Annotated in this window: 19 protein-coding genes; 16 read left to right on the forward strand and 3 right to left on the reverse strand. The window is 65.3% G+C overall.

Going from position 1 to position 24,174, the window contains the following annotated elements; genetic code table 11:
* Positions 1-186: 186 nt before the first annotated feature.
* The 5 genes from N911_RS0113120 (at position 187) to N911_RS0113140 (ending at position 8,206) form a co-directional block, all read left to right on the forward strand.
* A complete protein-coding gene (locus N911_RS0113120) occupies positions 187-2,847 on the forward strand; it encodes an HDOD domain-containing protein (protein WP_029897909.1) in 2,661 nt (886 codons plus the stop codon).
* On the forward strand, positions 2,844-4,313 hold the full coding sequence (locus N911_RS17070; protein ID WP_035105540.1) for a MinD/ParA family protein: 1,470 nt from the start codon (positions 2,844-2,846) through the stop codon (positions 4,311-4,313). The genes N911_RS0113120 and N911_RS17070 overlap by 4 nt, the downstream gene beginning before the upstream one ends.
* A 242-nt stretch (positions 4,314-4,555) precedes the next feature.
* Positions 4,556-6,376 carry a glutamine--fructose-6-phosphate transaminase (isomerizing) gene (gene glmS / locus N911_RS0113130; protein ID WP_029897912.1) on the forward strand — a complete coding sequence of 607 codons (1,821 nt, stop codon included), beginning with the start codon at positions 4,556-4,558 and terminating at the stop codon, positions 6,374-6,376.
* Positions 6,377-6,446: 70 nt separating this feature from the next.
* Positions 6,447-7,424 carry a glycosyltransferase family 2 protein gene (locus tag N911_RS17685; RefSeq protein WP_081859251.1) on the forward strand — a complete coding sequence of 326 codons (978 nt, stop codon included), beginning with the start codon at positions 6,447-6,449 and terminating at the stop codon, positions 7,422-7,424.
* Positions 7,421-8,206 carry a sensor histidine kinase gene (locus N911_RS0113140; RefSeq protein WP_029897917.1) on the forward strand — a complete coding sequence of 262 codons (786 nt, stop codon included), beginning with the start codon at positions 7,421-7,423 and terminating at the stop codon, positions 8,204-8,206. Before N911_RS17685 ends, N911_RS0113140 begins: the two co-directional genes overlap by 4 nt.
* 78 nt (positions 8,207-8,284) lie before the next feature.
* Here the strand turns inward: N911_RS0113140 and N911_RS0113145 are convergent, their stop codons facing one another.
* Positions 8,285-9,544: a multiheme c-type cytochrome gene (locus N911_RS0113145; protein ID WP_029897918.1), complete on the reverse strand. Its 1,260-nt coding sequence runs from the start codon at positions 9,542-9,544 to the stop codon at positions 8,285-8,287.
* A gap of 270 nt (positions 9,545-9,814) precedes the next feature.
* Here N911_RS0113145 and N911_RS0113150 point away from each other — a divergent pair, with 270 nt between their 5' ends.
* From N911_RS0113150 to N911_RS0113160, 3 genes are read left to right on the forward strand one after another with little or no spacing between them, the layout of a single operon-like run.
* Positions 9,815-10,252: a hypothetical protein gene (locus N911_RS0113150; protein WP_202593875.1), complete on the forward strand. Its 438-nt coding sequence runs from the start codon at positions 9,815-9,817 to the stop codon at positions 10,250-10,252.
* A 1-nt stretch (position 10,253) separates the two neighbouring features.
* Positions 10,254-10,658, forward strand: coding sequence for a type II toxin-antitoxin system HicB family antitoxin (locus tag N911_RS0113155; protein WP_029897922.1), 405 nt, complete (start codon positions 10,254-10,256; stop codon positions 10,656-10,658).
* Positions 10,648-10,926, forward strand: coding sequence for a hypothetical protein (locus tag N911_RS0113160; protein ID WP_029897924.1), 279 nt, complete (start codon positions 10,648-10,650; stop codon positions 10,924-10,926). The genes N911_RS0113155 and N911_RS0113160 overlap by 11 nt, the downstream gene beginning before the upstream one ends.
* Before the next feature lie 158 nt (positions 10,927-11,084).
* Here the strand turns inward: N911_RS0113160 and N911_RS0113165 are convergent, their stop codons facing one another.
* Positions 11,085-11,657 carry a nitroreductase family protein gene (locus tag N911_RS0113165; protein ID WP_029897925.1) on the reverse strand — a complete coding sequence of 191 codons (573 nt, stop codon included), beginning with the start codon at positions 11,655-11,657 and terminating at the stop codon, positions 11,085-11,087.
* A gap of 10 nt (positions 11,658-11,667) precedes the next feature.
* Positions 11,668-12,498, reverse strand: a complete 831-nt coding sequence (locus tag N911_RS0113170) for a phosphoadenosine phosphosulfate reductase family protein (RefSeq protein WP_035105543.1) — start codon at positions 12,496-12,498, stop codon at positions 11,668-11,670.
* Between the two features lie 325 nt (positions 12,499-12,823).
* Between N911_RS0113170 and N911_RS0113175 the strand changes: the two genes are divergently transcribed.
* The 8 genes from N911_RS0113175 to N911_RS0113210 all read left to right on the forward strand — a co-directional run bounded on the left by N911_RS0113175 (position 12,824) and on the right by N911_RS0113210 (position 24,131).
* Entirely contained in the window at positions 12,824-16,147 is a 3,324-nt protein-coding gene (locus N911_RS0113175; RefSeq protein WP_161781635.1) for a PAS domain S-box protein, read from the forward strand.
* Between the two features lie 137 nt (positions 16,148-16,284).
* Positions 16,285-17,922, forward strand: a complete 1,638-nt coding sequence (gene nikA, locus N911_RS0113180; protein ID WP_051694406.1) for a nickel ABC transporter substrate-binding protein — start codon at positions 16,285-16,287, stop codon at positions 17,920-17,922.
* A 6-nt stretch (positions 17,923-17,928) separates the two neighbouring features.
* Positions 17,929-18,870 carry a nickel ABC transporter permease subunit NikB gene (nikB, locus tag N911_RS0113185; protein WP_029897929.1) on the forward strand — a complete coding sequence of 314 codons (942 nt, stop codon included), beginning with the start codon at positions 17,929-17,931 and terminating at the stop codon, positions 18,868-18,870.
* Positions 18,867-19,769 carry a nickel ABC transporter permease subunit NikC gene (gene nikC, locus N911_RS0113190; protein ID WP_081859253.1) on the forward strand — a complete coding sequence of 301 codons (903 nt, stop codon included), beginning with the start codon at positions 18,867-18,869 and terminating at the stop codon, positions 19,767-19,769. The genes nikB and nikC overlap by 4 nt, the downstream gene beginning before the upstream one ends.
* On the forward strand, positions 19,766-20,590 hold the full coding sequence (locus N911_RS0113195; protein ID WP_029897933.1) for an ATP-binding cassette domain-containing protein: 825 nt from the start codon (positions 19,766-19,768) through the stop codon (positions 20,588-20,590). The genes nikC and N911_RS0113195 overlap by 4 nt, the downstream gene beginning before the upstream one ends.
* Positions 20,587-21,402 (forward strand): ABC transporter ATP-binding protein, encoded by an 816-nt coding sequence (locus tag N911_RS0113200; protein ID WP_029897935.1) that lies wholly within the window; start codon positions 20,587-20,589, stop codon positions 21,400-21,402. Before N911_RS0113195 ends, N911_RS0113200 begins: the two co-directional genes overlap by 4 nt.
* A 111-nt stretch (positions 21,403-21,513) precedes the next feature.
* The gene (locus N911_RS0113205; protein WP_029897937.1) at positions 21,514-22,230 is read left to right on the forward strand and encodes a class I SAM-dependent methyltransferase; all 717 of its coding nucleotides are present in this window, start codon (positions 21,514-21,516) and stop codon (positions 22,228-22,230) included.
* Between the two features lie 542 nt (positions 22,231-22,772).
* On the forward strand, positions 22,773-24,131 hold the full coding sequence (locus N911_RS0113210; RefSeq protein WP_029897939.1) for a substrate-binding protein: 1,359 nt from the start codon (positions 22,773-22,775) through the stop codon (positions 24,129-24,131).
* The last annotated feature ends 43 nt before the right edge of the window (positions 24,132-24,174 follow it).

The raw sequence follows: 24,174 nt of genomic DNA on the forward strand, positions 1-24,174 counted from the left end.
CTGGATGCCGCGTCCCCGCGGTGGAGGCGCCGGGGAGCAACGGACCATGTGCGGAAAGCGTGTTCTGCATACACGAGGGAATCCGCGTTGTCCACGTATCCAAGAAGCGATGCGCTCTTTTCTTTGTTCAGGTTTCCCAGTACGGTGCGCGTATCCGTCAGACGTGGGGTAAAGAGAGGCGATGCTATGGACAAAGCGGCGACGGCCTCGGGCGGCGAGGGAAGGTGGGACATGGAGTCCCTGATCAAGAGTCTGGAGCAGCTTCCCTCCCCGCCACACGTGGCAACGCGGATTCTCTCCTCCGTATCGGACGAGGACGAGTTCGAAGAGATCGCGGATCTGGTGCGCTCCGACCCGGCCATGGCCGGGAAGGTGTTGCGGCTGGCCAACTCCCCGGCCTACGGCCGGCACAGCCAGGTCAACACCGTGGAGGACGCCATGCTGGTGCTGGGCGCGTCCACTCTGCGGACCATCCTGCTCGGCTCCTTCATACGAGACACGGTTCTGAAAAAGGGGGCCGGGAGCGACCCGGCGGTAACGGGCGTCTGGAAGCACTCGCTGCTCACCGCCTCGACCGCCCGCCTGTTGGCCGCCCGGCTGTACCCCTCCATGCAGCAGCGCGCTTTCACCTCCGGCATGGTGCACGACCTGGGCAAGATGGCCCTTCTGTGCGTGCGGCCGCACCGCTACGAGCGTTTCCTGGACCGAGTGGAACGCGGCGGGCTGGAGATGTTGCGGGCCGAACAGGAGGCGCTGGGGGTTGACCACTGCCAGGCGGGCAAATGGCTGGCCGAGCACTGGGGCCTGCCCGGCTATCTGGTGGAGGTTGTCTGGCTGCACCACCACCCCTGGGAGGCCCTGCGGGAGGCCGCCGCCCACCCGGAGCTGCTGGACATGGTCTGCATGGCCAACCGCATCGCCCACGAAATCGCCGTGGATTACGCCGAACCGCACTTCGCCAACGGCACCAGGGAGCTTGCGGAAAAGGCCGGCTTCGACGCCCAGACCCTTGAGGGGGTGCGGGGCGAGGTGGTGGAGGAGTTCACCCGCACTGCCGCCCTGTTCGACATGGAGATCGAACCGGGCGAGGTGTACCTGGAGGCCTTGGGGCGGGCCAACTCCAAGCTGTGCGGCATGGGGGTGCGCCACCTGCGGGAGCGTGAGCTTCTGGACCGCTGCAACGCCGTGCTCCGCGCCTCCGCCTCCATGGCCCCCAGGCTGGCCTGCGCCGAGGACGTGCGCCAGTTGGCCGCCCGCACGGCCGAGGACATGGCCGAACATCTGCCGCACAGTTCCGGGGCGCTGCTCATCCGGGGGCGCTCGGGAATGGTGCGGGTCGCTTCCTGGCGCAAGGGCAAGCCGGTCGAATGCGAGAACGGACCCAAGGGCCCGCGCCGGCCCAAGTCGCTGGAGGGGCCGCTTCGGGAGGCCTTCGCCCGGGCGGCCGCCCTGCTCGGCGGCGAGTCGGCCCCGGCCGAGCCGCTGCAAGGGGACGGCGTGCTGGTGCTGCCCATCGCCTCCCCGGCCGGAGCGGAATCGGCCGTGGCCGAGAACTGGCTGCAGGGGCGGCTTTTGGTGTGTTTGTCCGCGCCGGGCGGCGGTTCCCCGTCCACGGAGGAGGTCAACGGCCTGTGGCAGATCTGCCAACTGCTGGCGGCCAACCTGGAGCGGTTGCAGCTGCGGGCCAGCCTGCACAAGCGGGCCGAGGACCTCAGCCGGGCCATGATCAAGCTCAACGCCGCCCGCGAGAAGGCGCGGCACGCCGAGCGGCTGGCCACGGTGGGCCAGTTGGCGGCGGGCACGGCACACGAGATCAACAACCCCCTGTCCATCGTCTACGCCCGCGCCCAAATCATGGAGCAGAAGGAGGACGATCCGGCCAAGAAGAAGAACCTCGGCCAGATGCTCTCCCAGCTGGACCGCATCAGCAACATCCTCCAGCATCTCATGGATTTCGCCCGGCCCGCACCGCCCGTCATGGAGGACCTCTCCCTCAACGACCTGGTGCGCGACGCCCTGGAACTGATGCGCGACGGGCTGGAGGACAACGGCATCGAGGTGCGGACGGACCTGGACGACAGCCTGCCGCCCGTCCGGGGCGACCAGGACCAGTTGCAGTCGCTGCTGGTGAACCTGCTGCTCAACGGGCAGCAGGCCATGCTGGAAAAAGGCGTGGAAAACCCCTCCCTGGCGCTTTCCACTCACCTGGACGACTCCGGAGACAAGGCTGTGCTGCGTGTGCGCGACACCGGCCCCGGCATCCCCACGGACGTTGTGGACCGGGTTTTCGAGCCCTTTTTCACCACCAAGGAGCAGGGCAGCGGAACCGGCCTGGGGCTGTCCATCTGCTACGGCATCGTGCAAAGCCACAACGGCGTCATACGGCTGCAGAACGCCGCGGGCGGCGGGGCGGAGGCGGTGGTCTGGCTGCCCCTGGCCCCGGCCGCGGCCCCGGCCGAAAGCAGGGAGCCGCGCCGTGCGGACGTGCTGGTGGTGGACGACGAGGACTACATCCGCGAACTGCTGCGCGAGACCCTCAACTCCGCGGGATTCGGCGTGGAGACGGCCGTGGACGGCCAGGAGGCCAGGGACCGCCTGCTTTCCAAGCGCTACCGGCTGGTGCTTCTGGACCTCCGCATGCCCAGGCGCGAGGGCATGGAGGTGTTGCGCGACATCCGAGCCGGAGGGGTGAACACCCCGGTCATCGTGCTCACCGGCGCGGCCAGCGATGAGGAGGTGCGCATGGCCAAGGGGCTGGGCGCGGTCTCGGCCGTGCGCAAGCCCTTCAAGGTGGATGAGCTGCTGGCCCTGGCTCGGCGGACCATGGCCCCGGCGGAGAAACAATGAGCACCCACGGCTCCGGCCGGGCCAGGGTGGTGTCCATCGCCAGCGGCAAGGGCGGCGTGGGCAAGACCAGCCTGGCCGTGAACCTGGCCCGCTCCCTGGCGGAGGCGGGCAAGCGCACCTGCCTGCTGGACGCGGACCTGGGCCTGGCCAACGTGGACATCCTGCTGGGATTGGAGCCCAAGTACACCCTGGAGGACGTGCTCTTCAACGGCCTGCCCATGGAGCGCGCCCTGGTGCAGGTGCGGGAGCGGCTGCACGTGCTTTCCGGCAGTTCCGGGGTGCAGCGCATGGCCGTGCTGGACCGCGCCTCGCGGGCCAGGCTGGCGGGCGAGCTGGGCAAGCTGGACGGTTTCGACTACTTGGTGGTGGATAATTCCCCGGGCATCACCCCGCAGATCATCTCCCTTTGCCTGGCCTCCCAGGACGTGGTGGCCGTGACCACCCCGGACGCGGCCTCGGTCACCGACGCCTACGCCCTGCTCAAGGTGCTGCGCAATAACGGGCAGGTGCGGCGGCCGCTGCTGCTGGTCAACCGGGCGCGCACACTGCGTCAGGCCACCAGGGTCCACCAGCGCATGGACCAGACCGCCGCCAGCCACCTGGGGCTGGGCTGCTCCCTGCTGGGCGTGGTGCCGGACGACGCGGACGTGTCCCGCGCCGCCGCCATGCGTACCCCGGTGCTGGATATGGCCCCGGCCGCCCCGGCCTCGCGCATGATCAAGCGGGCGGCCGAGCGTCTGCTGGAGGCGGGCGGCGCGCGTTCCCGGCCGGGGCGCAGCCCGGGGGACTTCTTTCAGGATCTCATGGTTCGCATGCAGGGGTTGGCGGACGCCTTCGGCCCCGGCAAGGACCCCCGTCTGGAGCGTGTCGCGGGCAAGCTGGACGAGCTGCTGCGGCGGAAGATGGACCGGGACCTGCGGCTGGGACTCGAGGAGCTGCGCAGGATTCTGGGCAACGGCTCCGCCCCGGGCCGGGGCGGAGCGGAGCGGACAGCCCGGGACAACGGGAGCGGGAAGGCCGTGAAGAAGGCCGCTCCCGCAAAGGACGCCGGAACCGGGGCCTCGCCGGAAGCCACCCCCGGGACCGGCAAGCCCGTGCCGTCGCCGGGTGCGAAGAAGCCGTCCGTGGTGCTGCTCTGCTGCCCGGACCCGCCCATGCTGGAGCTTCTGGAGGAGGTGGTGGCCGAGCTGGGACTGACGGCCGAGGCCCGCCCCGTGGAGGAATTGCTGCGCGGCGGCGTCAAACCGGGGCCGGAGGTTGCCGTTGTCTGCTGGGACGGCCCGGAGGCGGACAAGACCCGTCTGCTGCGGGCCTTGAAGGACATGCCGGTCATCCTCCTGGAGGGGCTGCGCACCCGGCCCTGCGCCGATCCCGCTTACCTGAGCCTGGCCAGCGCCGTCCTGCACCGGCCGTTCAGGCTCGAACAACTCCGCTCCCTCGTCGCCGAGCACGCCGCGAGCGCCTGACGCCTTTCCCATCCGCCTTTTCCGGACCACCTCCGTTCCATTCGACCATTTCCGGACATTCCCCGCGTCCGGCGCGCTTCCGCGCCCTGAATGAAGCCGCCCCGGCATGCAGTCGATTGGATGCGTGCTCCCGTACCGCGCGGGTTTTCAGCCGATATCGGGGAAAGCCCCTCCCACGGCTTCGTAAGGCACGGTTCTTGTTATCGACTTCAACCAATGTCCGCAGCGCAAGGAGAATCATCATGTGCGGCATCATAGCCTATTCCGGACCGCGCCAGGCGGTGCCGGTCTGCCTGGACGGCCTGTCCCGGCTGGAATACAGGGGGTACGATTCGGCGGGTGTGGCCTATGTCAGCGAAGGCGCCATGCGGGTGGTCAAGGAGCGGGGCAAGGTCTCGGTCCTGCGCGAGGCGGTGAGCGGCAACGGGGCGCACAAATCCCGCGCGGCCGTGGCTCATACAAGATGGGCCACCCACGGCGAGCCGAGCCGGGTCAACGCCCATCCCCACCTGGACGCATCGGGCGGGCTGGCCATGGTGCACAACGGCATCCTGGAAAACTACCTGGAACTCAAAACGGAGATGGAGGCGGAGGGCATCCGCTTCGACTCCCAGACCGACTCCGAGGTGCTGGTCAAGCTCATCGGCCGGGAGCTGGCCCGGGGGCTCTCCATGAACGAGGCCCTGGCGGCAGCGCTTGAACGGGCCGAAGGCTCCTATGCCATCACCCTTCTCGACCGGGGCAACCCCGAACGGCTGTGGGCGGTGCGCAACAAGAGCCCCCTGGTGCTGGGCGTGGGCGAGGATGAGTGCTTCCTGGCCTCGGACGTGACCGCCTTTTTGGCCCACACCCGCGAGGTGGTCCACCTGGACGACGGCGAGGTGGTGGAGGTGAACGGCGGCTCCTGGAACGTGACCCGCGCGCCGGGCCGGGCGGGACGCCGCAAGCTGGTGGAGCTGGTGGACTGGGACGTGCAGGCCGCGCGCAAGGACGGCCACCCCCATTTCATGCTCAAGGAAATCCTGGAGCAGCCCAAGGTCATCCGCGACTGCCTCACCGGCCGGGTGACCGCCGACGGCGCCCTGCGCCTGGACGAAGTGGAGGCGCGGCCCGTGCCGTCCAAGCTGACCATCCTGGCCTGCGGCACCTCCTATTACGCCGGGCTGTGGGGCAAATACGTCATCGAGCGGCTGGCCAAGGTGCCGGTGGAGGTCCACGTGGCCTCGGAGTTCCGCTACGAGGAGCCGGTGCTCGGGCCCGGGGACCACGTGCTGGTCATCAGCCAGTCCGGCGAGACCGCCGACACCCTGGGCGGGCTGGAGCTGGCCCGGGAGCGCGGCGCGGAGCTGCTGGGGCTGTGCAACGTGGTGGGTTCCTCCATCGCCCGCGGCGTGGACACCGTGCTCTACACCCAGGCCGGGCCGGAGATCAGCGTGGCCTCCACCAAGGCCATGTGCTCCCAGATGCTCATGCTGCTGCTCATGGCCGTGTCCCATGGCCGGCGCAACGGCTCGCTGGCCGAGGAGGCGGAGCGGGAACTGCTGGACGGCCTGCTGGGGCTGGCCGACTCCGTAGAGGAATCCCTGGATACCATCCGCGTCCAGGCCAGGCGGCTGGCCCGGGAATACGCCCATGCCAGTCACTTCCTCTTCCTTGGGCGCGGGATCTTCTTCCCCCTGGCCATGGAAGGCGCGCTGAAGCTCAAGGAGATTTCCTACATCCACGCCGAGGGCTATCCCTCGGGCGAGATGAAGCACGGTCCCATCGCCCTCATCGACCGCGATTTCCCGACCCTGGCCCTGGCCCAGCGGGACAGGCTGTACGCCAAGGTCAAGTCCAACCTGGCCGAGGTGCGCGCCCGGGGCGGCCCGGTCATCGCCCTGACCAACCCCGGTCACGACCTGGACGTGGAGCGCGCCTGGGAGATTCCGTCCCTGCCGGAGCCGCTGAACACCTTCATGGTGCTGCCCGCCCTGCAGTTGTTCGCCTACGAGGCGGCCGTGGCCCTGGGGCGGGACGTGGACCAGCCCCGCAACCTGGCCAAGAGCGTGACAGTGGAATGAAAACGTGCGTACAACGAATCATGAATCCCGAGCCGGGCGAACCGGTCCGGCGGGGAAGGTCGGGGAGTGTATGAGTCGGCCTCTCGTGTCCGTGGTCATCCCGGTTTTCAACGCCTCCGAAACGCTTCGCGAGGCTGTGGCCAGCGTCCAGGCCCAGGAGGTGGACGACCTGGAGGTCGTGGTGGTGGACGACGGCTCCACCGACGGCACGCCCGCTCTGGTGGAGGCCATGGCCAGCGAGGACGGACGCGTCCGCCTCATCCGCCAGGAGAACGCTGGCAGCCCGTCCGCCCGGGCCAACGGTTTCAGGCAGTCCCGGGGCACGTTCGTCAGTACCCTCGACGGCGACGACCTGTGGCCGGAGGACAAGCTGGGCAAGCAGCTCGACGTGTTGCGAGAGGACCCGGACGCCGTGGTAATCGGCGGCATCAAACGGTTCCACGAGCAGGACGGGCGGCGGGAATGGCTGGGAGAGACCATGCCCTTCCCCTATAATGACAGCGATTCCTACCTGCGGCGGCTGCTGGCCGCGGAGAACCAGGAGATGGCCATTATGGCCACGTTCTGCGCCAAGCGCGAACACTTGCTGGAGGACAACTACGACCCCGCCTTCCTCACGGCGCATGACTGGGAGGCGTGGCTGCGTCTGGCGGCCAAGCATCGCTTCGTCCCCCTGGAGTCCGTCCTCTATCTGTACCGCAAGCACCTCTCCAGCGTTACCCGCAGGCGTCCGCGTCGGCAGACCATCGATTCGCAACTGTCCGTCCTGCGCAAGCATCTGCCGTTGCACGGCCTCTCCGCGCGGGAGCGGGACGACATCTGGACCACGCAGGTGGCGCGCATCGCCCGGCGGTACATGGACCGCCGGGAGTACGGCGGCGCCTGGTACTGCCTGCGCAAGGGCGCGGCCAGGCCGTCCGTGTTCACCAGGCCGGAGTACATCAGGCTTGTTCTTTCCAATGCCAAACGCCAGGCGGTCACGGCGGCACGCTCCCTGGCCAAGCGAGGGGGCGGCCAAAATCCCCCGAAAAAAAGGTGGCAGCCATGAGCGGCGACCAAGAAATGGTCAAGACCATCGGAAACTTCTGGGAGAAGACCGAGCCGGACGAGGGCCAGACCAACTATTCCTCCGTCCTGCTAAAGCGGTTCTGCCACGATGTCCGTTCCCCCCTGTGCGGCGTCATCAACATGCTTGAGCTCATCAAGATGAACACCCAGGACAAGGATCGCCTGCACTGGCTGAGCCTGGCGCTTCGATCCAGCAAGGAAATCCTCACCCTTGTCAACGACGTGGGCGACGTGGAGAACCTGCGCCAGGGCAGGCTGCAACTGCGGCCGCAACCCTTCGCCCCGCAGGAGATGGTTGGCGAGTTGGTCAGGGACGCCACCCTCAAAGGAGCGGAAAAGGGCGTGGAGGTCCGCCTGGAGTCCAAAGGCCTGCCGCCCCTGGTGGAAGGTGACCGGCGGCGTCTGGCGGACATTCTGGAGGTGCTGCTGGACAAGGCGCTGCTCACCGCGGAGGAGCGGGTGCTGCTACGCGTGGAGGCCAAACCCGTGAAGCAGAACGGCAAGAAGCGGACCCGGACGTATGGCTTCCGCTTCGAGGCGGTGGACCGGCGGCTGCTGGACGAGGGCGTGGAGGAGTGGCTGCACTTCGACCCCTACACCCACATGGCCGAGATAATGAACCCCATGTCCCCCAAACGGGATTTCTCAATGGTCAAGGCCTGCATGCTGGCGCGAATGCACGAGGGCGAACTGTTGGTGGCCAGCCCGGACGGGCGCGGCGGTGGCCTGCTCGAGGTGGATCTTTCCGCGCCGAGGCACTGAGACCGAAAGAAGGCCGGTACGGCCACGCGACGATACCGGGCCGCCCCTTCCGGCGAAGGGGCGGCCCGTTCGTTTGGGCTATTGCTCCAGCAGCTTGTCCACCCTGGCCCGGCGACGCAGTTCCTCGGCGCGCTGCTCGATGTAGTTGTTGTCGCGCACCATCTCGCTCCAGCCGTACCACAAGGCGTAGTCAGGGTTGATGTGGAAGGCGCCCTGGAAGGTGCGCATGCGGTGCTTGAGGAACATCAGCCACAGGCGCGTCTCGATCTCCGTGGGCGCGTCGTGGAAGGTCAGCAGGTCGGGGTAGGCGTACTTGTAGCTGTCCGGCTTTTTCAGGATGCCGTCCTCGTACAGCCCGGCCACCACGCGGATGGACTCGGCCAGCAGGTCGTCGGCGATGCGGATCATGTCGTCGCCGCGCCGCAGCTCCGCCCTGGCGTAGGACTCCTGGTGGCACTGGGAGCAGACCTTGACCATCTCCTCCCGCTCTTTGCGGAAGGCTTCTTCCGTGAGCCGGGCCACCTTGGCCTGCTTGACCACCTCAAGCCTGTCCGTGGGATTGCCCTGCGGGTCCAGCACGCCCAGACCCTTGAGCACGGTGGCCCGGTCCTCGGCCCATTCCTCGTCATCCGGCATGGGCAGCCGCACGCCCAGGAATCCCCAGCCGGTCATCACGGCGTGGTCGCCGCCCTCCATGTGGCAGGTCTGGCAGGTGGGAGCGGCCGCGTCCTCGGGCAGCGAGCCCTCCTGCACCAGCTTGTAGCGCACGCCGTGCTTGGAGGAGGAGTACATTTCCCACTGGGGGTGGTCCATGCCCATGTGGCAGGTGCGACAGGCCTGTGGCGACTGGGCCTCCTTCTTGGAAAAGAGATGGCGGGTGTGGCAGGAGTCGCACGATCCCGCGCCGTACGTGCTGCCAGCCTCGCGCAGTTCTTGCAGTTCCTCCTCGGACTTCAGCCCGATCTTGTGGCAGCCGCTGCATCCTTGTAGGCCGGTGCGCAGCGTCATGGGCTGCCAGTGGGTGGTGGGCATGGCCTTGTACGACTTCCAGCCCAGGGCGTGCTTGCCGTTGGAAAACTCCTCCACCCGCTGGGGATGGCACTGGCGGCAGGTCTCCGGCGTGGCCAGGGCCGCCTCGTGGGAGTCCTCGGCCGTGGTGTGCTCGGAGCCGTGGCAGGTGGCGCAGTCCGTGCCCACGCCCGAGTGGGCGCTGTTCTTCCAGTCGGAAACGATCTTGGGCGTGGTCTTGGCGTGACACTCCACGCACACGTCGGCCGCGCCAAAGGCCGGCGCGGCGCAAAGCAGCGCCAGGACGCACGTCAGAAACAGTATCCGCATAATCCCTCCATTGTTGCGGTCCCATCCTCTCCACGCTCCATACGGGACGCGGAACAATCCATTCCACAACCATGACGGAAAAAAAGCAAAAACAAAGGGGGCGGATGGGGGAGGAAGCGGGGAGGGGAAGGCGTGGGGATCGTGCGGGGGTGGGATCCTGCCCCGATTTTAAACAGCCTTGATCTAAGTGGAAGTCCGTGGCTCCTTGGGAGTGGAGGTCGAAAGAATAAGGAGAAAACTCTCCACTGGCCATTGATTTCGGAACGCAGAGTGAATAGGGTGATTTTCCGTAAAGAGGTTAAAGAAATTTATCTTGTGCCTTTTTTCGCAAGCAAGCGTGGGAGGACGGCATTGGCCAGCGACAACGGATTACGCTTCAAATACGTTTTCAGGGATGATTTCAGTCCGAGATACGCTAACGGGGTTTTTGGCGGAGCCACCCCAAAAGGCGAGATCAATATGAACTTCTTCTTGGAGAGGTTTCCTGTTCCTAAATCTGTTTACCATGAGATCGACACCGATACGGGGCGGCTGGGCAAAGAGATGAGCCGGGAGCCAGAGCAGAAGATGATCATCCGTGACATAGTTGCTGGTGTCGTACTCAACTATGACGAGGCGAAAGCGATCCACAATTGGCTTGGCGACAGGCTGGCAGAGATTGAGAGTCGCAAGGCACTGGCTCAGCATAGAGACGAGGAGGTGCAGTAGAATGGCGCAAGCTATGGAGATGTACCCTGAGAAGACAAGCGAAGCAGCAGGAGGCATGGGATACTTTTCGCCCCCTGAATCCACTCCTTCTGGACCCTTCCAGTTTGAGCGCGATGAGTTTTATAGCTCAGTCGGCCCAAGGAGGATATTGTTGCGTGAGGTTTCCGGGCATGCGCTCAATTCTCCCTTGGCAGTCATTGTTGAGCATGACGAGGATGAGTACTTCGTTACCTCTGGGCAGGTTCCTCGTATCTATGGATGCGGGAACACTCTTCAAGAGGCGCTCAGCATGTTTGGGGACGAAGCTTGGTCACTGTGGGAAGACCTCAACGAGGACAACAACTGGACCCAAGAGATGCTTGACCTTCGAAAGAACCTGAGGGGCCTCTTCCCCCATGAAGGGTGAGTATAAAGCTCTTGATGTCAGGGGCATTTGCGAGAAGAAAGCCGAAACAAAGTTCGGGGCTACCAAAGAGCACCAGGCCGTCTTGCGCAAGAGAGATGGAACCAAGGTCGGGAAAGTCACAGTGTCCAAGGGGCGAAATCCCATCAAGCGCAAAACACTCCACGATGGAATAAGAAATCAGTTGCGGCTTACAAAAGAGCAGTTTGAGCGTTTTTTGGATTGCTCCATGACACCAGATGAGTACCTAGACATCCTCGACCAACTCTAAGAACCTAGCCCCCTCTCTCCACCCACCCCAGCCCGTCCCCAGACGGGCTTTTTTGTGCCCCAGCCTCGAAGCCTGCTCGGAGTGGGGGTTTACAGGGCCGCGCAGCCCCCTGGCTGCCCGAAGGGCGAAATCCTCCTCTTCCCTTCCTCCTCTTCGTCCTACTTTCTTCCAGCCACCAGTTCCTCCAGGCTTCTTTTGGGGACGTGGTGCCGGTTTTGCTCGTCGCGCCAGTATTTGATGGAGTCTTGCACGGTGTCGGTGACGATTTCCTCGCCGGATCGGCCCAGGGCCAGGACGAGGAGGGGGTGGAGGTGATCGGGGAGGTCCAGGGCTTGGGCGAGTTTGTCGCGGTTGATGGAACCGAGGATGCATCCGGCGAAGCCTTTTTCCACGGCGCCGAGCATGATGGTCTGGGCGGCGATTCCGTGGTCGCAGTCCGGGGAGTCGGCCAGGGTGGTGTCGTGGAGTATGGCGACGTAGGCGGTGGGGCGTTCGTTTTCCGCCGGGCCCGGCCAGTCGGGCAGGTAGCCCGCCCAGCCCAGGCAGGGGTAGACGGCGGCGCACGCGTCGGGGTCGGCGACCAGGAAGTACTTGAGAGGCTGGCGGTTGGCGGCGGAGGGGGTGAGCCGGGCCAGTTCGACCAGGTCCTCCAGGTCGGCCATGGCGGGGGGATTGTCCTGGGCGAACCGGCGGGTGCTGCGGTTGGCGGCCACGAGGTCCTTGAGGGGCATGGTGTCCTCCTTACATGTAGCCCAGGCTGCGGAGCTGGGCCATGGCGTCTTCTTTTTCCAGGCCGCGCCCGAAACGTTCGGGCAGGGCGGCCATGTCCTGCTCCCAGGCGGGCACGCCGGGCTGGACCGGTTTGGTGGCGGAGCGCGATCCCAGGGAGCGGTATCCTTGCTCGTAGAGTGGGCAGACGGGGAGTCCGTTGTCCAGGGTTGCTCGCCAGACTTCGGTCTCGGTGAGGGGCAGGAGCGGCTGGAGGCGCAGGTGGGGCGGATTGTCGCGCGGCTCCTCGGGGGCGTCGCAGGCCCGGGCGGGGTGCTCGTCCCAGCGCACGGCCGTGATCAGGGCTCCCAGGCCGGTGGCGCGGATGTGTTGGCGCAGGGGCAGGGTCTTGAGCAAGTGGTTGGCCGGTGGGGAGTCCGGCTGAAAGAGGAAGGGGGAGGGCGGGGCGTCCAGTTCGGCCAGCGCGGCGCGGGAGGCGGGGTCGAGCCTGTCCGGGGGCAGGGCGTCGCCTGGAGAGGCGGCGTCCAGGAGCGGGGCGTTCCGCAGGACGACCAGTTCAAGGGACCAGTCGGTTTCCAGACGGCGCACGAAGTCCCTGATTTCGGGAAAAACGTCGCCATCGTCGATGAACAGGGCGCGCGGCTGGGTGAGTCCGGCCACTTCGGCGGCGCGGCGGGCCAGCCACAGGGCCAGGGTGGAGTCCTTGCCCCCTGTCCAGGCCAAGGCCACTCCGTCCGGCCCGAAGCGCCGGAGGGCCCCGGCCAGGGAGTCCCGGGCAAGGGACAGCTTGTCCTCCAGAGAGAGGCCCATGAGCCGTGCCTGTTCGGCCAGTTCAACCGGCATGGGACTTCCACAGGGCGGTGGTGCATCGTGTGCTGGGCATGGTCCGGGTGTAGCCCAATGCCGGGGGGCGGGTCCACAGGCGGTGGTGCCTGTTGGCGACATGCCCGGCAAAGCTGGACAGGCGGGGAAAAAGTTGCTCAATTGACACCCCGTGTGGCCTTGGGAATGCCCCGTGGGGCGGTCCGCCCCGCGCCATCCAGTATCGCGGGCGAGCGTGGGGAGGTTGGAGAGGTTGCCCTGTCCTTGGTTGATGTCCGCAATGCGGGGCGGAGCGGGAAATCGGCCCGTTTCCCTTCCCCTTTTTCCGCTGGTTCTCATTCTCGCGGTGCTTCTCGTTCCGTCGGGAGTGACGGCCGCCGCCAAGACCGTCCGGGTGGGCGTCTACGACAACATGCCCATGATCGGCGCGGCCGGCGAAGGCGGGGCCAAGGGCATCTATGTCGACGTGCTGCGGGAGGTGGCCGCGCGGGAAGGGTGGAACCTGGAGTTCCGGCCCGCCTCCTGGCCGGAAGCCTTCCGCATGCTGCGCCAGGGCGAGATCGATCTGCTTCCCGTGGTGGCCCACACTCCTGGACGCACCGCCTATCTCGACTTCGCCGAGACCGCCCTCATGGCCAACTGGGGCGTGGTCTACACACGCCCCGCGGCCGGGGTGGACTCCATCATGGACCTGGAAGGCATGCGGGTGGGGCTGCAGCCCGGCGACACCCACGCCAGGGCGTTCCGCAGGCTGGTGGACAACTTCCAGGTGCGGGTGGAGATAGTAAATCTCCCGAAATACAAAGACATTTTTCGCGATTTGGACGCCGGTCTGATCGAAGCGGGCGTGGTCAACCGCATTTTCGGGCAGCTCAACGATGAGGGCTACCACGTCCGGGCCACCAGCATCATCTTCAATCCCATAGAAATGCGCTACGCCGTGCCCGAGGGCGACCCCGCCGGGGTGCTCCCCGGGCTGAACCTGCAGCTCCCGTCCATCAAGGAGGCTTCGGGCTCGGTTTTCCACCAGTCAATGAACCGCTGGTTCGGCGGCGCGGAGGGTGGGACTCCCGACTGGGTCTGGCTGACCCTGGCGGGCATCGCGGTGGCGGTGGCCGGGCTGGGGGGGCTCGTTTTGTGGCTGCGCCGCCTCGTCAGGGCCAAGACCCGCCGCATCCGCGAGCAGAACGAGGAACTGGAGCGGGAGGTGGCCGTGCGCAGAAGCGCCCAGGAGGCGCTTCGGGAGAGCGAGGGCCGCTACCGCACCCTGGTGGAGAACGCGGGGGAGGGCGTGATCGTCATCCAGGACGAGCGGTACCGCTTCATCAACCCCGCCATGTGCGCCATCACGGGATACGAGGAGGACTGGCTGCTGGGGCGGGACATCGGCGAGACCGTCCACCCCGAGGACCTGCCCATGGTGCGGGAGCGCATCAAGTCCCGCCTGAGCGGCGGGGCGTCGCCCAGGACGTACGAGTTCCGATCCATCCACGCCGACGGGCGGGTGCACTGGCACCATGTCTCGGCCGTGGCCATTACCTGGGAGGGGCGGCCGGCCAGCCTGGCCTTCGTTTCGGACGTGACCATGCGCAGGGAGCGCGAGGAGCGGCTGCGCATGCTCACGGCCATGGTGGAGCAAGCGGCCGACCCCATGATCCGCACCGACGCCGACTTCCGCATCCGCTACATGAACAGGGCGGCGGAGGAACTGTTTGGCTGGGAGCTTGTGGACCTGTACGGACAGAAACCGGATATCCTGAACGCGGAGGACGACCCGGAAGAGGCCCAGCGTGAGATTTACGAAATCCTTCAGGCCGGGCGGAAGTATTCCGGGGAGATGCGCAACCGCCGCAAGAACGGCGAGGTGTTCGATGTCCAGATGCGGATATCCCCCATCTTCGGGCCGGAGGGAAACATCGTGGCCTACACCGCCTCCCAGCACGACGTGACACGCCGCAAGGAGGCGGAGCGGGCCATCAGGAGGGAATACGCCCTCAATCGCGCCCAGGCGGAGATCGCCAGGGCGGTAGTCCAGCCGGACATGACCATGGGGCGGCTGGCCGAGGTGGTGCGGCGGGTGGCCATGGACATCACCGACAGCGAGCACTGTTTCGTCTCCTCCATCGACCGGGCCACCGGCGACAACGTGGGGCACACGCTGTCGCCCATGATGGAAAACGGGAACTGCGAGGTGGAGGGCAAGCGGACGGCCTTCGCCAAAAAGCGGGGCGGCTACCTGGGCCTATGGGGCCACGCCCTGAACACCGGGGAGCCGTTCTTCACCAACGCCCCCCGGGAACACGCGGCGAGCACGGGGGTTCCGGACGGGCACGTGCCCCTGCGCCGCTTCCTGGCCGCTCCGGCGGTCTACCGTGGCGAAGCGCTGGGGGAGATCGCCCTGGCCAACTCCAGCCGCGACTACACCGAGCGCGACCTGGAGACGGTGGGCGTCCTGGCCGGGCTGTTCTCCGTGGCCGTTGCCGGCATCCGCAACCGCGAGGACATGCTGGAGGCCAAGGAGCAGGCCGAGGAGGCCAGCCAGACCAAGTCGCTCTTTTTGGCCAACATGAGCCACGAGGTGCGCACCCCGCTGCACGGCATCCTGGGCATGCTGCAGCTTCTGGAGGATACTGGCCTGGACGACGAGCAGCGGGAGCTCCTCACTGCGGCCATGCAGTCCTCCAACCGCCTTGCCCGGCTTTTGGCCGACATCCTCGACCTCTCCAGGGTTGAGGCTGGCAAGCTCAGCATCCAGGCCGAACCCTTCGACCTGCACGCCGCCGTGCGGCAGGTGGAGGAACTGTTCCGGGTGACGTCCAGGCAGACCGGCGTTGAGCTGCGCACCGAAATGGGCGAAGACGCCCCGCGCTGGCTGCGCGGCGACCCGGCCAGGCTGCAGCAGGTGCTGAACAACTTGGTGGGCAACGCCTTCAAGTTCACTTCCGAAGGGATCGTGTCCATAACGGTGGTGGCCCTTGATCGGTCGGACGGGGGCGGGCCAGCTCCCATCCGCTTCAGCGTGACCGACACCGGCGTGGGCATCCCCGAGGAGACCCGGGCCGGGCTGTTCACCCCCTTCTCCCAGGTGGACAGCGGCTACACCCGGCGCTTCCAGGGCGCGGGCCTGGGGCTGTCCATCGTCAAGCGGCTGGTGGACCTCATGGGCGGGACCGTGTCCGTGGAAAGCCAGGAGGGTGAGGGCAGCACGTTCCGCGTGACCATCCCCTTCCAGCCGGCCCAGGACCCGAGCGGCCGCTCCGGCGGGCCTTCCGCCCAGGCGCGGAGCGAAACCGGCGGAGCGCGGGTGCTTGTGGTGGAGGACGACCGGGTGAGCCGTCTGTTCGTGGAGCGGGAGATGCAGAAGGCGGGCTGGAGGGTGCTTTCGGCCCGGGACGGCAAGGAGGCGCTGGAGGTCCTGTCCCGGGAGGATGTGGACGTCGTGTTCATGGACGTGCAGATGCCGGGGCTGGACGGCGTGGAGGCCACCAAGGCTATTCGCCGCGGCGAGGCGGGGGAGGACAAGGCGGACGTGCCCATCGTGGCCATGACCGCCTACGCCATGGTGGGCGACGAGGAGTCCTTTCGCGCGGCGGGCATGAACGACTACTTGGCCAAGCCGGTCAAGGTGGAGTCCATCCACGAGGTGGTGCGGCGGATTCTTCCGGGATGATGCAGGGCGCTACCGGGCACGTGGACAACAGGGACCACTCAAGCTGGAAAAGGAGGAACCGTTCGGGCGTTTGACTAAATTTTAAAAGAGGGCTACTCCGTGACACGAATTGCTTATTCGTAGCAAAAGGAGCCCTTATGACCGTGCCGCGCCATTCCCTTTTTCTGGTCCTTCACTTTGCCACAGCCCTGGTTCTGTTCTGCATGGCCGGCCATGCAGCCGCTTCCCCGCAGGTGGGCGAGGACACCCTGGTGTACTCCTGGCCTTCCAATGTAGGTCCGCTCAATCCCCATCAGTATTCTCCGAATCAGATGTTCGGACAGGCCATGGTTTACGAGCCCCTGGTCAAGTACCAGGCGGACGGCTCGGTGAAGCCGTGGCTAGCCGATTCTTGGGAGGTGAGCGAAGACGGACGGGTGTACACATTCCAACTGCGCGAAGATGTGACCTTTTCCGATGGAGTCCCCTTCACTGCGGAGGCCGTGAAAAGGAACCTCGACGCTGTTCTGGCGAACCATCGCGGCCATTACTGGCTGGAATTGGTCAATCAGCTCCATATGGTGAACGAGGCTGGCGGTCAGGCCGTGAAGGTGCTGGGGGAGCATTCGGTGCAGCTCACCCTGCACGAACCATATTATCCCATTCTGCAGGAGCTTGCCCTCATCCGGCCTGTGCGTTTCCTCTCTCCTGCTGCCTTTCCCGAAGACGGAGACACTTCCGAAGGCATCGCCGCCCCCGTCGGAACCGGACCCTGGAAGGTCGTGGAACTGGTCAAAGGCGAATATGACCTGTTTGTCCGCAACGAGAACTACTGGGGAGACAAACCCCGAATGAAGCGCCTGCTCATCAAGGTTATCCCTGACTCCAACGCCCGGGCCGTGGCCTTCGAGACGGGGGACATCGACCTCATTTACGGCTCGGGTGGCCACGGAGGCGGCCAACTGGGACTGGACATGTTCCAGCTCTATCAAAATCGTGCAGATGTCACGGCCCGGGTTTCGCCTCCTTTGGCCACGCGCGCCATGGCGCTGAACAGCAATCGTTTTCCCACCGGCGAACTCGCTGTGCGCCGTGCCATTCTGCACGCGGTGAACAAGCCCGCTTTGGTGAAGCACGTCTTCCTCGGAGTGGAACAGCAGGCCGACACCCTGTTCGCTCCCTCCATGCCCTACTGCGACATCGGCCTGGAGCCGTATGGCTATGATCCGGCCAGGGCCGAGCGGCTCCTTGAGGATGCGGGCTGGACCCTCGACGAGGGAGAGGAATATCGCACACGAAACGGCAAAGTCCTCGCTCTTGACCTCTGCTTCGTGGGCAATGACGCGATAATGAAGTCTGTGGCCGAGGTGGTGCAGGGCAATCTCGGACGGGTCGGCGTCAAGGTGACGCTGGTCGGCGAAGAGAGCGATTCCTTTCTTGTTCGGCAGAAGAACGGCCGTTTCGGCATGATTTTCGGCAATACCTGGGGGCCTCCGTACGATCCCCACTCCTTTTGCAGCTCCATGCGCGTGCCTTCGCACGCGGATTATCAGGCCCAGCTCGGCCTGCCGATGAAGGAGGAGATCGACGCTAAGATCGGCCGAGTACTCGTTACCGTGGACGAGGCGGAACGAAGCGGTTTGTACGCGGATATTCTAGGCACATTGCATGAGCAGGCGGTTTATCTGCCTCTTACATACATGACATCCATTATGGTGCACAGGGATGACCTCGAAGGCGCCTCCTTCGGAGCCACCAAGAACGAGATTCCCTTCAGCCCCATGCATAAGCGGTAAGCTGCCGTGACCTGGTACGTTCTGAAAAGGCTGGCGCTGCTGGTGCCGATCCTCTTGGCGGTTTCCGTGCTGGTCTTTCTGATTCTCCGGCTGGGCCAGGGCGATCCGGCCATGTCTTACCTGCGGCTTTCCAACATCCCGCCCACGGACCAAGCCCTTGATGCGGCCCGCGAGGAGTTGGGCCTGAACAGGCCGCTGCCGGTACAGTATCTAAGCTGGCTAGAAAAAGCGGTGCAGGGGGACTTCGGGCGTTCGTACGTGACCAAGAGGCCGGTTCTGGAGGACATCCTCTACTACATGCCGAACACGTTGAAGCTGGCCTCGGCCTCGCTGCTTTTGACCCTTGCGCTGAGCGTTCCCCTCGGGATGGTCTCGGCTCTTCGAAAAGACGGCCCGGCGGATTACCTGACCAGGGGGATGAGTTTCTTCGGAGTCTCCATCCCCAACTTCTGGCTGGGATTCCTGCTGGTATGGCTTTTCGCCGTGAAGCTGGAGTGGCTGCCGCCCATGGGGAAAGGCGGGCTGGCTCACATGGTCCTTCCCGTCGTCACCATGTCCCTGATGTCGCTGTGCATCAACACGCGCCTGATTCGGGCCAACATGCTGGACAACATGCACTCGCGCTACGTGCTCTATGCGAGGGCGAGGGGCCTTCCCGAATCGACGGTCATCGGCAGGCACGTCATGGCCAACTCGCTCATTCCGGTCATAACGGCTGTGGGCATGCACGTGGGGGAACTCTTTGGCGGCGCGGTCATCGCGGAATCCATATTCTCCTGGCCCGGCGTGGGAAGATACGCGGTCTCCGCCATCTACAACCGCGACTACCCCGTGATGCAGTGCTTCATCCTCATCATGACCAGCATCTTCGTGCTCATGAATCTGGTTGTGGACATTTGCTACGCATGGCTTGACCCGAGAATCCGATACGAAGGGGGAAGTGGATGATCTTCGCCAGAATGCGTCCTTTCATCCGGCGGGGCATGGTCGCTCTGGCCGTCTCCATCCTGGTTGTCCTGGTTCTGGGGGCGTTGTTCGCGCCGCAGCTGCTGCCGTACGATCCGGAAGAGGTGGCTCTGGAGAACAAGTTCGCCTCGCCCGGCCAGGAACACATCCTGGGGTGCGACCACCTGGGACGGGATGTGGCCTCCAGGCTGCTCCACGGAGCCCGGACTTCGCTGGGCGCGGTGGCGGTCATCGCCTGCGTCATACTCACGCTGGGGGTCGCCGTGGGCGCCACCGCGGGATACGCCGGGGGAGCGGTGGACAACGCGCTGATGCGTTTTTGCGATATATTCCTTGTCTTTCCCACATTCATACTGGCCATGTTCCTGATTGGCGTACTCGGCACGGGGCTGGTCAACGTCGTCCTGGCCGTTTCGCTCACGCATTGGGCGTGGTACGCACGCATAATCAGGGGTTTCGTGCTCTCGCTGAAACACCGTGAGTACGTTCTGGCGGCCAAGGTTTCCGGCACGGGGCGCGTGGCGACCGTGCTGCGGCATGTGCTCCCGCCTGTTTTCGCCCAACTGGCCATTCTGATCACGTTGGATGTCGGCCATATGATGATGCATGTTTCCGGGCTTTCCTTCCTGGGGCTGGGCGTCACCCCGCCCACGCCGGAATGGGGTGTGATGATCGCCGACGCGAGGCAGTACGTGTGGACCCACCCGGAACTGATCATGTACCCGGGGTTGGCCATTTTCATCACCGTTATGGCTTGCAACTACTTGGGCGACGCGCTGCGGGACGCGCTTGACCCCCATTCACGTGAGCACCAGGCCGTGGAGCGGGAAGTGGTCGAACATGTCCCTGGGTATGACAGCTTGGCGGAGGTGCGCTCATGAGCGGCCAGCGGCCGGGCAGCGGTTCTTTTCTCGAGGTGCGCGGCCTGACCGTGCGGGCGGTGAACAAGCCGTTGCTGCGGGGAGTTAACTTCACTGCGGAAAAAGGCCGCGTTACCGGGCTCATCGGCGAGAGTGGAAGTGGCAAGTCCCTGACATGCCAGGCCGTGATGGGGCTGCTTTCACCCGGACTTCGGTCGGGTGGATATGTGGCCGTGGACGGACAGCGAATAGACCCGTCAGCGCGCGGACGGGGCCGGAGGTATCGCACCGGCCGTGCGGCCATGGTCATGCAGAATCCCATGAGCTGCTTCGATCCGGTGTTTACGATCAAGGCCCATTTCAGGGAAACGCTTGCCGCCCACGGCGTCCCGAGGCGTGAAAACACTAAGCGACGGTGGCTCGCGGCTCTGTCCGAGGTAGGCTTTTCCAGCCCGGAAGCCATTCTACCCATGTATCCTTTCCAGATGAGCGGCGGCATGCTGCAACGAGTCATGCTGGCCCTGGCTCTGGTTCTGGAGGTGGGGCTACTCCTCTCGGACGAGGCGACGACCGACCTCGACGTGGTGGCCCAATCGAGGGTCCTGGGGCTTATGGAGAGGCTGGTCAGGGAGCGAGGCCTGGGCATTCTGCTCGTGACCCATGATTTGTCCGTCATTGCCAGGCTGGCCGACGAGGTGCTGGTCATGCGTGACGGAGTGCTGGTCGAAAGTGGCCCCGTCGAGGGAATCTTCCGCCGGCCGAAGCATGAATACACCGGTGCACTTCTGGACGCGCACCACCGGCTCTGCGGTGAACGTTCCGCCGTGGGAGGGAAATCGTGAAGATTCTCGAGGCAGTGGGCGTGAGTAAAACGTACCGCAGGGGCGGTTTCTTCAGTCGCTCGGAATCGGTCCAGGTCCTGCGTGGCGTGGAACTGTCCGTGTCCCAAGGCGAATGCGTGGGGGTCGTGGGCCGGAGCGGCTCCGGAAAGAGCACCCTTGGACGGCTTCTTCTGGGGCTGGAAGCCCCGAGTGCGGGGGAGGTGCGCATTCTGGGGGAAACCACGACCGACGGCCGGGGAAAGCTCCGCCTGACTCCTGAGCAGCGCCAGGCCGCGCAGGTTGTTTTCCAGGACGCGGTCGGCTCGGTCAACCCAAGGCTGACCGCCGGGACCATCCTTTCCGAGCCGTTGCGAAACCTCGATAGGCTCCGCGGCGCGGCCCTGTCCGAGCGTGTCGTGGAACTGCTCGAACAAGTGGGTTTGAACAAGGACGACGCCGCCAAACATCCCGGCCACTTCAGCGGCGGCCAATTGCAGCGATTAAGCATTGCCCGGGCCCTCGCCGCCAGGCCGCGCTGCATCATCCTGGACGAAGCGGTTTCCAGCCTGGACATGCTCATGCAGGCCAGGATTCTGGATTTGCTTGATGTCCTGCGCCGTGAACGCGGCGTGGCGTATCTCTTTGTGACCCATGACTTGAGACTGGTCCGACGCTTTTGCGACAGGGCGGTGGCTATGGAAAACGGCCGACTGGAGCCCTTCGACCTTACCGGTGACGCAGTACATAAGATGAGCGATTCTCTGCGCGAACTGGCGGAAGCGATTCTGCCTTCCTGTCCAGGCGGTGGTTTTCTGCCCACCTCGCAAGACTAGAGTCGATAGACTTGCTGGACGCACATCCGCCCTTGAGGCATACAGTGGCGATCCGGGTACCGCCCGGCAACGGGCGGTTCATGGAGCCACCCCGCAAGCCAAGGGGGTCCCATGCGGTTCGAGAGCATCCAGGTCGGCGTGGACGAGCGGTATCCCGATACCGTGGTGGACTTCGTGCGCAACGAGAGCTTCAGTGTGGTCTACAAGTTCCGGCTTCTGGAGGAGAAGCGCACGGAGTTCGGCGAAGTGGTGAAGGTGGGCGAGAGCCCCCATCTGGGAACCCTGCTCTTTATTGACGACGACATCCAGATGGCCTCCAGCGACCACCACCTCTACCACGAGGCCTTCATCCGCCTGGCCGGGCTGGACGGGCCGGACATGGAACGCATCCTGGTGGTGGGCGACGGCGACGGCGGCTTCACCCGCTACCCCTTCGCCGGAAAGATCACCTACGTGGAGCGCAGCCGGGTCATCATGGACCTGGGAGAGCGCTTCTTCGGCGCGGACTGGTCCGCGCCGCGAGAGATCATCCTCCGGCCCTTCGAGGAGCTGCGGGTGGAGGAACCATTCGACGCCATGGTTTTCGCCCTCACCGACGAGTTCAACCGGGCCGGAGCGCACGAGGCCTTCCGGCGGGCTGTGGAAGAGGACTGGGTGAAGCCGGGCGGGACGGTGGTCTCCCACTGCGGCTGCTCCCTCACCCCCTACCACCGGGAGGTCATGGCCGAGTACGGCCGCATCGCCGGGCTGTTCTCCTCCCACCGCTTCGAGGAAGTACCCATCCCCTCCTTCTTCGCGCCGCTGACTTTCTTCGCCGGCACAGTCTAGGCCGGGTCCGGCCGCTGACCGTTCACCCCGTCCTGGCCGCCTCTGCCGGGCCGGATGGCGACGCCTGCCTGGATGGAAAGTCATTTCAAGTTGTTATGTGTGGGAGATATCTCTCCGTTGGCAAGGTGGGCGTCCGCCACCGCTCGGAAAAGTGAATTCCAACCGTTGACCGAATACGGGCAGAAGTTTTTTGCGGGAGGAATCCGCTTCCCGTTTTTTCGGATTGGCGAAGCCGGGAGGAGTCCAGGTGGGCAAGGAATCCGCCCGGCCGCGCCGCCTCCGTGGAGGGCTTCCTTTCCGAGGAGGCGGGATGAGCCGGCGTGGTGCAAAAGCCATCGGTTTTGCAGTCTGCGTGTTCAGCGACTGGAAGTGGGCGGCACGTGAGCGGAGGGTTGGAGAGGGTCAGCGGGTATGCGGTCTGAATCTTTTCCGGCAGGACCGTTTACCGAAAGAAAGTGGCGCCTTTTCGCGCGCTTCTCCTACAAGGGAGTTACGGAGAAAGAGGGCATCCCGTCCTTGAACCGCAACTCCTGGAGGAGGTCATGTCCAAGTCCACCAAGACGACCATCACCCGCCGCACCGCCATCAAGACCGTGGCAGCGTCTGCCCTGGCCGTGACGTGCGCACCCGCCTTCTTCGTGCGCAACGCCTGGGCCGAAAAGGCCATCGGCAACTTCCCGGTCAAGGGCAAGGAGGTGGTCTTTGGCTTCAACGTTCCGCAGACCGGCGCCTACGCCGACGAGGGCGCGGACGAACTGCGCGCCTACAAACTGGCCGTGGACCACCTCAACAACGGCGGGGGCATGCTCGGGACTCTCGATCCCTGCGCGCTGGACGGCAACGGGGTGCTGGGCAAGAAAGTCTCCTACGTGGTGGGCGACACCCAGACCAACCCGGACGCGGCCCGCACCAGCGCCCGCCGCATGGTCGAGCGGGACAAGGTGATCATGTTCGGGGGCGGCTCCTCCAGCGCGGTGGCCATCGCCCAGCAGTACCTGGCCCAGGAGATGGGCGTGGTCTTCATGTGCGGGCTGACCCACTCCAACGACACCACGGGCAAGGATCGGCGCCGCTACGGCTTCCGCCACTTCTACAACGCCTACATGACCGGCAAGGCCCTCGGCCCGGTGCTGGCCGAAACCTATGGCTCGGACCGCCGCGCCTTCCACCTGACCGCTGACTACACCTGGGGCCACACCCAGTACGAGTCCATCAAAAGCTTCACCGAGGCTGAAGGGTGGACCACGGTCAACAACATCATGACCCCGCTGGGGAACACCGACTACTCCCAGTTCCTGACCGCCGTGCTCAACTCCGACGCGGACGTTGTGGTGCTGAACCACTACGGCAAGGACATGGTCAACTCCCTGACCCAGGCCGTGCAGTTCGGCATGCGCGAGATGCAAAAGAACGGCAAGCAGATGCAGGTGGTGGTGCCCCTTTTCAGCCGCCTCATGGCCAAGGGCGCGGGGCCGTCCAACATCGACGGCGTCTTCGGCACGGCCAACTGGAACTGGGCCCTGCGGGACACTGGCTCCCAGGCCTTCGTCAAGTCCTTCGAGAGGGAGTACGGCTTTCCGCCCTCCCAGGCGGCCCAGACCTGCTACGTGCAGACCCTGCTCTACGCCGACGCCTGCCAGCGGGCAGGGACCTTCTATCCGCCCGAGGTCATCAAGGCCCTGGAGGGCCATACCTTCACCGGAGCGGGGCCGGGCGAGTCCTTCATGCGCGCCGGGGACCACCAGTGCTTCCACGACGTTTTGGTGGTGCAGGGGCAGGGAATGGCCGCCCGCCAGGGGGACTTCGACTTCCTGCGCGTCTACAAGCAGGTGCCCAGGGACCAGGTCAGCTATCCGGTGGATACTTTCCCCGGTGATCTCGGTCCCTACAAGCCCGCATAAGGGCCATGCCGACGGGGCGCACACCCATTTGGCGGGCCATCCC

The sequence above is a fragment of the Desulfohalovibrio reitneri genome (assembly GCF_000711295.1).
Lineage (GTDB): Bacteria > Desulfobacterota > Desulfovibrionia > Desulfovibrionales > Desulfovibrionaceae > Desulfohalovibrio > Desulfohalovibrio reitneri.